The organism is Paenibacillus qinlingensis, assembly GCF_013204845.1.
Classification (GTDB): Bacteria; Bacillota; Bacilli; order Paenibacillales; family NBRC-103111; genus Paenibacillus_E; species Paenibacillus_E qinlingensis.
Genome location: NZ_JABMKY010000005.1, coordinates 367,339 through 382,635, shown reverse-complemented (window position 1 = coordinate 382,635; position 15,297 = coordinate 367,339). Strand labels below are relative to the sequence as shown.

Below are 15,297 nucleotides of genomic sequence, written 5' to 3'. Positions count from 1 at the left end.
GAAGCGTACACACAGCAAGCTCGGCTATTTGTCTCCAGACAAATTTGAATCGCAGTTTTACAAGCAAACAAAACTGATTTCTTAGCTCATTTTTTGTGTCCACTCTATTGACTCAGATACATATTTACCCTAATGGGGATAAACCGTTTGGAAACGACTCCGTTACTTAACCTTTTACTGAACCTACCAGCATACCCTGCTCAAAATATTTTTGGATGAATGGGTAGATGATCAGCATAGGCAAGGCTACGATCACGATAGCAGCCATTTGGATGCCTATCGCAGGCGGCGGTGACGAACCAGCTGCTTCTAGCAGCTCCGGCGGAAGGCTGGAGCTAGCGATAATGGTTCGGAGAACCAGCTGTACGGGTGCTTTGTGCCAGTCGGTCACATACAGCATAGCATTAAAGAAATCGTTCCAATATACAACCAAGTAGAGGAGACCGATGGTTGCTATAACAGGCATGGACAGAGGAAGCACAATCTGCCACAAGATCCTGAACTCGGAAGCTCCGTCCATAGAGGCTGATTCCCTCAAGCTCTCGGGGATGCCTTCAAAGAATGATTTCATAATAATCATGTTGAAAGCGCTGTATGCCATTACCAAGATGAGAACGTAGTTGGTGTCCAGCAGACCCAACTGCTTGATGGTGATGTAGGTAGGGATCATCCCGCCTTTGAACAGCATTGTAAAGACAAAGTAAAGCATGATGACCCGCCTGCCGGGCAATTTCTTCTCCGCTAATGCGTAAGCAGCCGTAACGGTAAGAAACAAAGCAAGTATGACGCCCCCCGCCGTGTTGCGGATCGTGTTTCCGTATGAGGTATAGATCAGCGAACCTTTCTTCAGCAGATATTCATAATATTGAAAACTGAAAGAGGTCGGAAATAGAATCATCCCATTCTTCTCGCTGAAAATATGATAAGGCGTAACAGATACGGAAATGACGTACCAAAATGGAATGACAATCACTATTGTTAATACAGTGAGAACGATATAATTGGTGGTGACAAAGGCGGTCTCGCCTCTCGTGAGTTTCATAGCTACGTTTCCCCCATGTCAGAAAATACCGGAATCATTGATCCGCTTGGCGATTTGGTTGGCAAGCAGCACCATCGCTAGCCCGATAACACCCTTGATGAAGTCAGCAGCTGCAGCAAGGCTGAGGTTGAACTGTTCGATACCTATCCGGTAAATGTAGGTATCCAGAATATCTCCCATCTCGAATACCATCGGATTGTACAAGTTGATGACCTGATCTAGTCCTGCGCTCATGATGTATCCAACTTTCAGGATGAAGATGACAATGATGGTCCCCGTAATTCCTGGCAAGGTGATATGAAAGATCCGACTAAACCGCGTAGCTCCATCCATAGTGGCTGCTTCGTAAACCTCCGGGTTGAGCCCGGCGATGGCTGCAATGTAGATGATAGCGGCCCAGCCCATTTCCTTCATCGCATCGGTGACGACGAGGATCGTTCGGAAGTAAGCGGGTTCAACAAGCAGATAAACCGATTTGCCACCGAAAAACTCGATGATCTTATTGATGACGCCTGTTTCCGGCGAGAGCAGCAGCGTGATGATTCCTCCGTATACGACCCAGGACACGAACCTCGGCAAATAGACCGCGGTTTGAAGCGTCTTCTTGAACCAGGCAGCCTGGATTTCGTTCAGTGCAAGCGCTAACAGGATGGGACAAAGGAAGCCGCTGATCATTTTATACAGACTGATAAGCAGCGTGTTCTTGAAAGCATTGCGGAACATCTCGGATTCGAAAAGCAATCGAAAATATTTCAGCCCGACCCACTCGCTGCCTGAGAATCCTTGAATAACGTTATAATCCATAAACGCAATGCTGATCCCGTAAAGAGGGAGATAATCAAAAATGAATACCCATCCAAAAGCGGGAAGCAGCAAGATATATAACAATTTGAATTTTAAAATCCGCTTTAGCCGCTTCCTAAGCATCGTCTTCTTAGTCTCGGCGATCCTAGCGGTCACCAACTCCATCTTACTCTCCTCCTATCTTTCTCTAACCGCACTTAATAAGAAAGTGCTTACAATAGTTAGCTTACCTGAAATAAGATGATCGGAAAACCCGAGTGAAGGACAATAGTACCGGGGAAAAGTCGCATTCGATTTGCCCACAAGACTGGACGGGGAGCCTGGGAAGCTTTTAAAACAGAGATCGTTTCATTCAGGTTTGCCACCGTCAAATCCCTCCGCTCAGATAAATTTGTAATTAAAAATGGGCTGGCGAACAGCAAAAAGGAGCAATTGCCACAAGGCAAGCTCCTCCACGGTCGTTACGCGATAACGTCCCTAAACTAAACAGTTTTGACTTCCTTTTGATAAGTTACCGTTCCGAAATCACCACTTACATCAAGAAATACACCATTCATATCAAAGATCTCTTTATCTTCTTCTAAATAAGCAAGGACCTTTCTCCTTAACGATGTATCCGGTTTCGCATCCTTTACCTCGGTCAATTCATTGAATACAAAATTCCATAAAAACCGCACCGATCCCGCCGTCGGATAGAGATAGAACTGCTCTTGGAATCTGACGATATTACTGGTAGGCGGCAACATTTCCCTGAGTTGTGGCGTAAAAAGCCACGTATGGCAGGCCATTCCTTTATATTGAACTTCCGGAAAATAGGTTGCATAAAATTCTTTGGCCTGAATGTAGGTTTGTTTGATTTGTTCCATATCAAAAACCGTATCTCTCGGGATATGTATCTCAAGCAAAGTATCATCCTTGTCCAACACTTTTGTCCATTCATCCCTCTTAATCTTTACAGGTTCGCTTAATCCTTTGCCCTCTGGCGTAATTGGATTTCCTATGAAGTAATCTTCCGTTTCCTCATATTCCGTCACAAAACCATCGGTTGTCTTTTCTTTATTACACACGCCTTGCTTATCACCATTTGCTCGCAGCTCCATCCCTGCACTGCACAGAAGCAACAAACGATCTTCTTTCGCGTTGTGAAAGCCTTTAATGACCCCAGAAAAATTCGTTGCAATAAACTGCATGCCACCAATCCGAAACATTCGGGCTTCTAGATGCCTCCAAATCCAACTGAAATTTCTAATGGCATAATATCCGACTAAATTGTAGGCATTTTGAACCCATACGCCGATATCCCTTAAGGTTTCTACAAATAACTCTTCACTCAGTCCTCTTTCGGCATACGTCTTTTCGGCAAGAGGCAATCTTTGCAATGCTGCATGCAGATACAACAAGGAAGCCGAATTCCCGAGTACTTCTTCCACATAAGTATCTATAGCCAGCGGTTCCCACACAGTCGTCCAATAGCCACTTTCAATATTTTTCTTGTAAAATTCCATGTAAATATCCAAAAGTTTTGGATCATTATTTAGTTGATCTACGATATTCATCAAGATTTCGGTTGCGCCTTCGGGCATCACAATTTTCCGGCAGTACTGCTCTGTCACGTCTTTCTTTAATAACAAAAATTCCATTCTTGTACTCCTTTCAAATTAAACAATTGCTACCTAAACAATTATAACCGATTGTCATTCAGATAGTAATTCCGTTCACATATTCAGCAACGCGGACCGTTATTTGGCTAACAATTCATCCACGTTTTTATTAGGCTTTTCAGCTCATCTACGGTGTCGTTGATAAACAACTTCACAATGTCATCCGTGATATATATGGGTACAATGCAAGGTTCTTTTTCTTCATTTCTAAGATTCTGTATGATGTGCTCACGATACTGCGTAATTTCTTTGCTAGTGAGTAGGTCAAGAACTGCGTATTCGCTAGCATGTAGCAAAGAATCGAAAATCCTATTTGACCACCCTTCATTCCGATACAAATTATAATCAATTTGACAAACTTCTATATTGTAGCGACTTTTAATAGATTCCTTCTGTTCGTCTATCACAAGATTAATTTTCCCCACATAGTCACCCCAGACGGTCTCCGTCCATCTTAAGTCAGTATACAGGTGTGAGACATATCCAAGTATAAATTGATTATTATCAGGGTCATTTTGTGTAATATATTTTTTACAGAAATCATGAAAAGTTTGAAGATTAGGCATTGTGCCGTCGTCCGCACACAGATGTGTTCTTCCTTTATCTTGCCTAGTCGTATTCGCTCTCATATGAATGGCATCTGGCGCGATACTTCCTAGCAAAAATTCTGGCGATGGATCATGATCAAAACATTTTTCCGCAATGCTAAAATGCACCATAGGCCAAGGCAATAGAGATCACTCCAATTCTCAAGTTCACAACATTCAAGCATCTAAAAGACGCCAGAACGTGGAAAAAGGTTCAAGCTTACCCTTCACATTTTTGGAATCTTAACGATCACCGTAGTCCCCTGACCACTCTCACTTTCGATCCCTACCCCATAACCTTCTCCAAACAGCAGTTGTATCCTGTTATTAATATTGGAAATCCCGATACTATTCCCAACAAAGCTATTCTCCACTCGCTCCGAATAGGCCATATTCAGTTTCGCTTTCATGGTCTCAAGTTGATCTTTACCTATCCCTCTTCCAGAATCCGATATTTGAAAGATGACATCGCCATTCTCATCTAGATGACCGCTCACACGAAGTTGTCCTCCGGCGTCCATACTTTCAAGTCCATGATAGACGGAATTTTCAACAATGGGCTGCAAGATCATTTTGGGAGTTTTCATTTCTAGTATCTGTTCATCCACATTGATCTCCATATCAAACTTGTTTTCATAGCGAATAGAAATAATTTTTAGATAGGCTTGAATACATTGAATTTCTTCACTGATCATCACAAGATCGTCTTTTTTAATGCTATATCGAAATATCTTTGACATCGATGAAGTGATCAGCGCTATTTCCTTGCTGCCGTATTCAAGTCCGATACTGCTTATGCAGTTTAATGTATTATAAAGAAAATGCGGATTTATTTGACTTTGTAAGGCAGCGAATTCTGCCTGTTTTTTGCTAAGCTCAGACTCAAACAGTCTTGCCTGTGTATGAAAAATATTGCTTGTCATCTCTTCCATTTTATCAATCATGCTATTGATATCATAGGCCAACACGCCGACTTCATTGGTAGAACGGACCTTCACTCGAAAGCCTACATCTCGCTTACCAATTTTTTTCATATCTGCGATGAGTCCCATGACAGGACGTGTCAGATTATTCAAGAAAAAATACCCCAGAATAAGCATACTCAGAATGATACCAATACCAGCTATGATGCTAATGTTTTTAATCGCATACATATCCGTTGTCAACTCTTGCACAGGAATAATACTTACAATACGCCAGCCGTCTGCCTGCACCAAATCTTTTTCCTGGACAATGACTTCTTCATCATTAATGGTGGTTTTTACCCCATTAGTTAAACGGCTTCGATCTACGGAAAGGATTTCCTCATACAAGGTACCGCGGAAATTCGCATTATTTGAAACAATGACCTCATTTTGGCTGTTTAAAATGTACAACGTAGAGTTAGGCGTTAGTTCTGTATTCTGAACAAGTTCCTTCAACTTTTCCGTGTTCACCATAATGGAACAATAGCCTGTCTTTTGAGAAAATTGAACCCCGCCAAGTGATTCAATAATGGGTGCTATATAAAAGAAATAGTCACTTCCTGTTTTTTCGTCTTTTAATAGGCTTGTAAACTGTCCTTTTTTAACAGCATCCAAATTATTTTTATATGTATGGATAAACGCTTCGTATTGATTTGAATAAAAAATATCATTGTTTCCATTACTATGAACGCGTCGTCCATTATTGTCTGTAATTACTATGCCATTAACATAAGAGTTAAAGGACCTCATATATTCCATTAGTTCAATTACATAGGTACCTATATCAAAACTTCGTTTATAATCATCATCAGCAATCGTAAATTCTTGTATTTTTTTATTATCAACAGCTATCTGAGTACTGACTTTTATATCGTAAAAAACGGAATTGATTTTTTGACTTGTTTGTTCAATAATCTTGTTCCCATAATTTGCAGCTCTGTTCTGCGTCAGATTATAGAAGCTGTAATAGGAATAAAATTCCATTATTGTAAATATAATTACCGAAAATAAAAAAATCAGTAATATCTGATGCTTTAATTTCAGTCTACTGATCTGCAAATTCCCCACCCCGACCCTCAACTCTTTCTGAACTTCGTAGGAGTGATCCCACTATGTTTCTTAAATACTTTGTTGAAATAATAGTAATCCATGTAGCCTACTTTTGCAGCTATTTCATCAATGGACAATTCGGTATGTTTCAAAAGCTCACAAGCTTTTTTAATCCTCAAATCCGTGACATATTCTGAAAAGGTTTTGCCCAAATTTTTCTTGAATAGTTGGCAACAGTAGACTTGATTAATTAAAAACTTCACAGATAAATCTTTGAGGTAAAGCTCGCTCTGAAAATTAGTGTCGATGTATTTCACCATTTGGGCAAAATAGGAGTTTTTATCCCCCTCATTGGCTGATTGATAGTTCAGTAGCTTTATGTATGTCAAGATGTCATATAAAAAACTGCACAAGGATTCAAAGGTTTCAAAACGCTCTTTCAATTCAGAGTAATTAAGGAAATCAAGTTCCATGTCTTGCAGCTCTTCGTAATAGCTCCCAACCAAGCTGCTCACTACTTGATTCCATAAGTACACCACCTCACCCATTCCTAGATGATTGTGATGAAAGAAATGCATGAGTCCATCCATGATGTCATCCATATCTTCAAACTTTTTCTCTTGAATAATAGAACAAATACCATCTATATACGGCTTAACCAGATTAAGCTTTTGTTCATACTCAAAGATACCGTCAGTCACTTTTAAAAATACGGTTGAAGCTGCTATATCTGCTTCTTTAATAAGTTTTGCCATATGCTCATTGTGATTCGAAATACTGCTGATTCCTATCGCTTTTATATCTAAATCATTGAAAACGGCTGCATCAAAACGAACACCCAAATCCGTTCGGTTGTCACTTTTGAGAATATATAAGGTCTTTCTTGATCCTAAATTAACTGTCAATGTAGGTGTAAAATTGAAAGCACTTATGTCAGGATCATGCTTTTTCTCACCTTTTGAATACATGATATAGACACGAAAGTAGCAGTCCGTTGATTGATCAAATAAACGAGTTAAACGATTCAATTCACTTTTATCCGCTGAAGTTAGTGCCTCTAAGATCTGGTTATTTTTCAAATTTCTCTTCGAAGAAAAATGCAATGCCAACTTCTCTATTAAGGGATCAGCCATCTCAATATCTAATGGTTTTAGGCAATAATCCAACGCACCATACCTAAGAGCCTCCTGCGCATAAGCAAATTCCGCGAAACCGCTTACAACAACGAATTCAACATCCAATCCCTTTTCTTTCGTCTTTTTCATAAGTTCAAGGCCAGAAATTTCAGGCATTCTTATGTCTGTAAACACCAGATCAGGACTGTATTCACAAATAAAATCAAATGCTTTATGGACGCTGGTAAATTGGCCTGTAATTTCGAACCCGTATTTCGCCCAGTCAAAGGCATTCCGTATTCCTTTTATCGCCCACGGTTCGTCATCTACAATAATAACACGATTCATAAGTACCCCCTGTGTCAGCTTAATTAATAGTTATCAAATTTTAACTCTTTGCCAGCGAGATAACAAGTTGACTCCTAAAGACTTTCCATGATAAGAGCCTATGGAAATAACGCCGTTATGTCCATAGGCTTTGTACGCTATAAGCTAAATGATTACTTCTTATTTGCTTGCATGGCCTTGTAAATTTTCACATTCTCGTCCATAACGGCTTGCCCGCCTGCTGCCATATACTCAGCAACCAGCTTATCGTACAAACTATCGAATTCTGCTGGCTTACAGACGATTAGCTTATCTGTCATTTGCTTGTTCATATCCCCTAGTGTTTTACCAAACTTAATATTGGATTCACTAGGCGTATCATAGAAGTAACCCGTGTACGTGTCCGTCGTATTTATTTTGTAGGATTGTTCCGCAACAGCTTCGAGACCCGGCGCCGATGCAGCTAGCGCTTTAATATTCTTCTGCTGATCACCAAGCTCCACACCATTTACAACTAATGTAAGATCAAGATTTAAATAGCTGGTTTGCATATTGTCACCTGTTTGATTGATAACTTGTGGAATACCATCAACCATCTTATGATTGACCCCTTCAAGACCGTATTGCAAGAAGAAGAGGACTTTAGGATCGGACATCCAGTTTAGATATTTAATGGCCAACTCTGCATTTTTGGAGCTCTTAGGGATAAACACATTCACGCCATTTTCATTGTACGCAATTTTCTTGTATTTCCCTTCATAATTCTTGAAAACATCAACAGGTACAAAGTTTGCGCTAGGCACATTTGTTTTTAAAGGTACACTGATATTTTGACGTAATGGATAATCCCAGTTAGCACTGAAGAATCCGACTTTACCGTTCGTAACATCTGCATCCGCTTGCTTAGCTGTTTTGTCTAACGCAAAATCAGGACTGATTAGTTTTTCATTATAGAGCTTGTTGAGAAACTTTAGCGCATCCTTATTTCCAGGTTTTAACCAACCCGGAGCTGTAACGAATTCTTCCTCTGTCTGTTTCCCCCAGTAGGATTCAGTTAAGTTTCCAGTGTTATAATTAAACCCTGTTGCTGCCAATCCCCATGGAATGACACCATTCACGCCGCCTGGATTTTTATCTCGAAACGCAATTAACGTATTGTATAATTCATCCCTCGTAGTAGGAATCGGCATTCCTAATTTATCTAGCCAATCCTTTCTAATAAACATACCGCCCCATGCTAGTGAAGTTCTTTTAGCTGGGATCGCCATCTGTTTCCCATTAAAAAGTCCATACGAAAGCACGGTCTTACCTAAATAATTCGTTAATTCCTTACCATGTTTGGCCAACAAATCATCTAATTGAAGGATGCCATTTACTTTCGAATATCTGGAGATGGTCGGGCTGTCATAAGTAAATGAAATATCCGGCGCCTCACCCGCTGCCATCAATACATTGAGCTTATCAATTTCCTGTGACCTGGGAACTGGAATAAATTTAACAATCGCATTATTTTGCTTGCCAAAATTATCATTGATGTACCTTGTCCACGTATTATTGTTCAAATCAGGCTGCCCCTGAATGCCTCTATCAAAAATTTCAACCGTTAGTGTAGTCGGTGGTCCTGAAGGTTTTGCAGATGCCGCTTCTGTTGCAGTCGCCGCTGACGTTGCTTTACTTTCATTTTTAGTATCGCTGCTACATCCAGCCAATGCACTTGTTAGGAGTGTCAATACTGGTAATATAACCAACATTTTTTGTATTTTCATTGTTCAACCTCACCTTTATCTCATAGTCTTTTCGTATCGCGTTTACATAATGATCTAATCCTAGCCGATCGGTAACAGAATCACCACCTTTCATGCTTATCAAAATCCACTTGCTTGCACAACTTATTTCTCAGCCTTTAATGGCCCCCGTCATGACACCTTCAACAAAATATTTCTGGAGTTTAGGGTAAACAACTAAGATAGGGACTGTGGCAAACATGACGCTTGCAGCTTTCAATGATTCCGGGACAATATAAGCACCAACACTACCTTCACCTTGCTGCGTATCTAACTGTTGATTGGCCGTAATGATTTGGTACAACTTTAATTGCATGGGATACAAATTCTTATCGGTTATATAAAAGAGTGCATCCTGAAACCCATTCCATCTGTCTACCGCGTAGAAGAGGCTTAACGTTGCGATAGACGGCAAGGAAAGCGGAAGAACAATTCGAACAAGGATCCCTAATTCGTTACAACCATCAATAGACGCCGATTCTTCCAAGCTTTCTGGCAGTGATGAGAAAAATGTTTTTAGAATTATCAAATTGAACACACTCATCGCACCAGGTAAAAGTAAGCTCCATATGGAATTCATCATGCCTAAATTTTTCACCAACATATAACTTGGTATTAATCCACCGCTAAAGTACATAGTAATGACCAAAATTGTTAGAAAAAAACTTCTTCCCTTTAATCTCTTCTTTGTAAGCGGATACGCAGCACATATCGTTAAAAACATACAAATAAGTGTATATCCAATGGTAAGCACAATGGAGTACCCCAGCGTATAGATCATCTCTACATCGCTTAAGATCGTTTTATAGGTCTCCAGTGTGAATTCTACCGGCCAAAGGGTAACCTTCTGTGAAATAATGGCACTATTCGAACTTAGAGAAAGCGCAATCATATACAAAAATGGTACAAGGCATGTAATGGATACAGCTACGATGAATACGATAATACCCATATCAACCCAATTAAATCTCATCTTCTTGCTCAACTAACTCACACTCCCTACCAAATTCCCTGCTCACCGATTTTTTTGGCAATATAATTTGCTGTCACTAAAAACACTAACCCTACTACCGATTGAAACAATCCAACTGCTGTTGCTTGCGAGAAATCCCCAGACCCAATTCCTATACGATATACGAATGTGCTGATCACATCGGAATATTCACTTACCAATGAATTCCCCATAACAAATGGCCGATCAAACCCAATCGAGAGCATTCTTCCAATTTGCAAAATAAGCAAAATAATGATGGTAGGCTTTATACCAGGCAAAGTAATATGCCATATTTTACGAAGTCTGCTGCACCCATCCATATCTGCAGCCTCATATAACTCCTTATTGATGCCAATGATGGATGCTAAGTAGATGATGGTCCCCCATCCTGCACTTTGCCAAACACCAACCGCTAGATACATGATGAGCCAGTTGTTTTTTTGCGAAAGAAACTCCATGTGACCAATACCAAGGCTAGACAAGACGCTATTCGCCATGCCTCCTGAAGAAAACATCAGGTAAACCATCCCGCCAATAATAACCCAGGATAAAAAATGAGGTAAATATAGAATGGTTTGAGTCACTTTTTTAAATCGTACATGCCGAACTTCATTCAACAAAATGGCCAATATAATAGGCGCTGGGAAACCTGCTATCAAATCCAGAAAGTTTAAAACTAGTGTGTTCTTAAGCGCACGGTAAAAACTGCTTTGTTCAAAAATGAATTTGAATACGTCGAGCCCAACCCACTCGCTCCCGCTAATGCCTTCAAAAATGTTATAGTCCTGAAATGCCATCACTACACCGTAAATTGGCGCATATCTAAAAATGAATAGGTAAGCCATTGGTAACAGTAAGAGCAAATATAGTAGAAAATCTCTTTTCAAATAATATACGATACTGTTCTTTCTTCTTGGCCTAATGTTGTCCTGATATCTTCCTAAAACCGCTTTCAACTATATCATCCCTCCCACTACAAAGTTGTTTTCTCCAGCAATTTGCGCTACAAATCAGGATATCTCATGTAAAAAATTATACTCGCCAGAATTTTTAATAAAATGTATTAATTTAAATTAATTTTGTAATAATTTAACTTTTGAATTTTTATAAAAAGAAATATCAAACAGCCCCCACCACATTGTCATGATAGGAGCTGTTATATATCGAAATGGATTATTTACATTTTTTGGATATTTCTTTTCTCAACAAACTGTCTCGGACTGCAGCCGAAATGCCTTTTAAATAATTGATAGAACTGGGCAGGGCTTGTAAAGCCGACTCTACCACTTATTTCTGTTACCGAACACGTCTCTGTCAACAGGAGCTGTTCCGCTCGTTTCATTCTGCGCATTTGTACATAGGACGTAAACGTCATCCCCATTCCTTTCTTAAACAACTTGGCAAAATAACTGCTATTGTAGTTCAACTTAGAGCTGATGTCTGTAATCTGGCAAGGTGATTCTAACTGCTGTTCAATATAGGCTAACGCAGGGCGCAATTTTACGGCTAGATGATGATCCATCGGTTCAATAATTTGCTCATCGTCCATTTGAACCAGTGTGTACAAGAGCTTTTTCAAACTAGCATTTACGGCAAACTCGTAGCCTCTCCCTCTAGCCGTTATTTCTCGAAGCATCTGTTTAAGGAGCTCATGAATGAGTTGAATGCTTAACGGATATTTCCTCAACGCGTCATTCAGCCGTGTTAAATTAGCTGATCTACCGGTAAAAGCGGCCAGATAGGACAGCAACGATGGGTCCATGAAAGCGGACATATCGACATGGCAAACGATGTACATCAGATGAGATTGTCCGTATTTGTGAGACCGATGAAGCTCGTTCGATCCTAACATCACCACATCGCCGGCTTGCAACGTGTAGGTTTGCTGTGTCGTCTCAATGGTCATCGTCCCCTTCAGAACCGTGATCCACTCTACTTCTTCATGGTAATGCCAGGGACCATATTGAATGGACGCTTGAATGGGATGACTAATGGTCCATATTTTAATCCGAAAATTCGGGTCTGCATAATCGACTTGTTCATTATCGTAAGCGGTCAAATTTACTGCCATTTTGTTATTGTCCTTTCTTTCAAGTTCTCCTACTATCATATCACGAATGTCCGTTTTCAAGATAAATTGATCCGCTATCAAGAGGCATTTAACCTTCAATTATTTTAAAATAAAGAGAATATGCCATCTGTTAAAGGAGCGATACTTCATGCATGAATGTGACAACCTCACCACTGACCATGACCTTAGACTGCCTGCTTGGGGACCTTACACCAAACAATATATGGGCATCTCCCATATTTGTGATCCTGCAAGAGGATTACGATTTGATCTGAGCTTCATGCCGGGATTCTATCGAAGAAAAATAGATATACCAAGTGTCTTGTGGGAATCCGGCTATCATCCTTGGGAAGCAACACCGGATTACAGCTTCTTTTCCCACCGCCATGAGCTAGAGTGGAAAGATCGTGTCTACGCGGATATTTCGTTCAGTCGGATTGACGATCATAGCCGTCTCATCCGTGCTGCTTTGGCGAATCACACGGAGCATCCGCAGAATCTTGTGCTGCACTGGATGGCTTCCCTTCAGCCGCCTCGGCTTCCAGGACACGGTGAAGTTCATGTATACGCGGAGGCACAGCTTCCTGAGGGTGTAGCGTGGGTGGATGCGTTAGATTACAGCGAATTGACATTCGCACAACCGCGACCATCCGATGGATTGGTCTATGACGGATTTGCACGTGGAGAGATTCGCGGACAGCATTTTACAGGCGGATCGGCAATCGGATGCCAATTCGGAGGGAATGTTGGTGACATGCTCCGATATGAAGTAAAAGTCACTACCCCCTTACAGGATGGTGTGCTTCTGTTACGCTATCAAGCGGCGAAAGGCGGAGAGCTTGAGATTGAACTTGGAATGGAGAGACATAGTCTTCTCTTGGAGCCTTCAGACACATTAATCGTTGCAGAGCTTCCCGTGGGGGAACTTTCTGCTGGCAAGGTTACTCTTAGCTTGCACAACACGTTGGGCTCTAGTCCAATGATTATTGACGGATTCACACTTCTTGAGCGCAGCTCATGCAAAGATGTCGCTTTCAGTGATCGTCCATGGCATATTGAGCCTGAATTACTACCAGGTCCCGTTCCAGGAAGTCTCATTCTTCGATATCCGGATAGTCCCTGCCATTATGGCCTCCTGTGGAATTATGCAAATGCCCAGATTCGTCAGATCAGAAATGACGAATTAGATCGCTTTGCCCGCCATACCGTGCATAATCATGTCGATGACATTATACAGGGAAATGGAAAGGGTCACTACACCAATGTGTTTATGCGCCCTATTCATCTTCACCCGGATTCAACCATGATACTTCACGGCATGGTTTGCTCTGGGACTTACGAAGAAGTCCTTGGGTCTATGGCCAACTTCACACTTGACTATGAGAAATGCGAGTCCATCTACCAAGCTGAACGTACCAAGCTGAATCCGCCTTCTTCCTATCCATCCGGTGATCGCTATTCATTCAGCCAGCAGCTCATGCGTGCTACTTTGCTAACGAATACCGTCTATCCCGTCTATACGAAACGAACATATATAAGACACAGCACGCCTGGCCGATGGTGGGATTCGCTATATACGTGGGATTCGGGGTTTATCGGACTCGGCTTCTCCGATATCGATGCTCGGCGAGCAATCGATTGCTTGAATGCATATATGACGGAGCCAGGTGACCCTCAAGCAGCCTTCATTCATCACGGCAGCCCCGTACCTGTGCAGCATTATGTATTCCAAGAGTTGTGGAATCACGGACAATCTCCTGACTTCCTGCAACATTTTTACCCGCGATTGCGGCAATATTACTTGTTCTTCGCTGGCAAAACCAGCAGTTCAACGACCGATACACTACGTACCGGCCTACTGAAAACATGGGATTATTTCTATAACTCAGGGGGGTGGGACGACTATCCACCACAGAAATACGTGCATGAGCATGATTTGAAATCTACCGTTGCTCCCGTCATTACAACGAGCCAAGCGATTCGAATCGCCAAGATACTTAAGATGGCAGCGGCAATGTCTGATGAGTGGCAAATGGATATTCGGGGATACGAAGAGGATATTCGGCTATGGAGCGAAGCGTTGGAAGCCCATGCATGGGATGAAAAAGCCGGCTACTACGGTTATGTTGTACATAATCAGCAGGGTGAATCTGTGGGCCATTTGCGTCATGCCTCTGGTGCCAATTACAACATGGGAATGGATGGCCTCTACCCGCTGGTTGCCGGTGTCTGTGATAGCGATCGTGCAAACCGTTTAATTACCGCATTGTTTGATGAAAACCGCTTATGGACATCAATTGGCTTATCAACCGTTGACCAAAGCGCACCTTATTATCGAGCGGATGGTTATTGGAACGGTGCGGTCTGGATGCCGCATCAGTGGTTTTTCTGGAAAACAATGCTCGACTTGGGTTTCCCTGATCATGCTTTTCGCATAGCCAATACCGCACTAGAATTATGGAAACGCGAGACCGAGGCTACCTACAATTGTTACGAGCATTTTATCGTACAGACAGGGCGTGGCGCTGGATGGCATCATTTCGGCGGTTTATCGGCCCCTGTCATCAATTGGTTTGCTTCCTATTATCAATTAGGTAAAGTTTCTACCGGCTTCAACGTGTGGATGCTGCAACAACACTTCAATGAAGAATTTACGGAATACCGTGCGGAATTTCACTATGCCGGGGAAGCTGCACAAGCATTTAGCATGCTGGTCAATCTAACTGAGGGAGTACCGTATATAGTTGTTGGCACGGGTTGTACCGTACAAAGCTCGCTTCAAACCAGCGGAGGATTGGCGTTGATTATAACTGACTGCTTGCCACGTGCGGCGATCTCCATTCAACCAGCTGAATCCTAATAGACAGGCAACACGGAGAATCTGGTTCATAGGTTCT

11 protein-coding genes are annotated in these 15,297 nt (G+C 41.6%); 1 reads left to right on the top strand and 10 read right to left on the bottom strand.

The features are described 5' to 3' along the window. Positions 1 to 166: 166 nt before the first annotated feature. From HQN88_RS13475 to HQN88_RS13430, 10 genes are all read right to left on the bottom strand, one after another. Positions 167 to 1,042 carry a carbohydrate ABC transporter permease gene (locus tag HQN88_RS13475; RefSeq protein WP_173112353.1) on the bottom strand — a complete coding sequence of 292 codons (876 nt, stop codon included), beginning with the start codon at positions 1,040 to 1,042 and terminating at the stop codon, positions 167 to 169. Positions 1,043 to 1,060: 18 nt separating this feature from the next. Further along, on the bottom strand, positions 1,061 to 2,011 hold the full coding sequence (locus HQN88_RS13470) for an ABC transporter permease (RefSeq protein WP_173112350.1): 951 nt from the start codon (positions 2,009 to 2,011) through the stop codon (positions 1,061 to 1,063). A 317-nt stretch (positions 2,012 to 2,328) separates the two neighbouring features. Beyond that, positions 2,329 to 3,486, bottom strand: a complete 1,158-nt coding sequence (locus tag HQN88_RS13465) for an acyltransferase domain-containing protein (protein ID WP_173112348.1) — start codon at positions 3,484 to 3,486, stop codon at positions 2,329 to 2,331. Between the two features lie 107 nt (positions 3,487 to 3,593). Then, positions 3,594 to 4,238 (bottom strand): hypothetical protein, encoded by a 645-nt coding sequence (locus HQN88_RS13460; protein WP_173112345.1) that lies wholly within the window; start codon positions 4,236 to 4,238, stop codon positions 3,594 to 3,596. Positions 4,239 to 4,321: 83 nt separating this feature from the next. Next, a complete protein-coding gene (locus HQN88_RS13455; protein ID WP_173112342.1) occupies positions 4,322 to 6,118 on the bottom strand; it encodes a sensor histidine kinase in 1,797 nt (598 codons plus the stop codon). Between the two features lie 17 nt (positions 6,119 to 6,135). Continuing rightward, positions 6,136 to 7,572 carry a response regulator transcription factor gene (locus HQN88_RS13450; RefSeq protein ID WP_173112339.1) on the bottom strand — a complete coding sequence of 479 codons (1,437 nt, stop codon included), beginning with the start codon at positions 7,570 to 7,572 and terminating at the stop codon, positions 6,136 to 6,138. Between the two features lie 152 nt (positions 7,573 to 7,724). Further along, complete coding sequence (locus tag HQN88_RS13445; RefSeq protein ID WP_173112336.1) at positions 7,725 to 9,317, bottom strand: extracellular solute-binding protein; 1,593 nt, start codon at positions 9,315 to 9,317, stop codon at positions 7,725 to 7,727. A gap of 130 nt (positions 9,318 to 9,447) precedes the next feature. After that, entirely contained in the window at positions 9,448 to 10,308 is an 861-nt protein-coding gene (locus tag HQN88_RS13440; protein ID WP_173112425.1) for a carbohydrate ABC transporter permease, read from the bottom strand. A 26-nt stretch (positions 10,309 to 10,334) separates the two neighbouring features. Next, entirely contained in the window at positions 10,335 to 11,285 is a 951-nt protein-coding gene (locus HQN88_RS13435; protein ID WP_246320216.1) for an ABC transporter permease, read from the bottom strand. A 221-nt stretch (positions 11,286 to 11,506) separates the two neighbouring features. After that, a complete protein-coding gene (locus tag HQN88_RS13430; RefSeq protein WP_173112333.1) occupies positions 11,507 to 12,400 on the bottom strand; it encodes an AraC family transcriptional regulator in 894 nt (297 codons plus the stop codon). A gap of 148 nt (positions 12,401 to 12,548) precedes the next feature. Between HQN88_RS13430 and HQN88_RS13425 the strand changes: the two genes are divergently transcribed. Beyond that, on the top strand, positions 12,549 to 15,260 hold the full coding sequence (locus HQN88_RS13425; protein ID WP_173112330.1) for an MGH1-like glycoside hydrolase domain-containing protein: 2,712 nt from the start codon (positions 12,549 to 12,551) through the stop codon (positions 15,258 to 15,260). Positions 15,261 to 15,297: the final 37 nt, after the last annotated feature.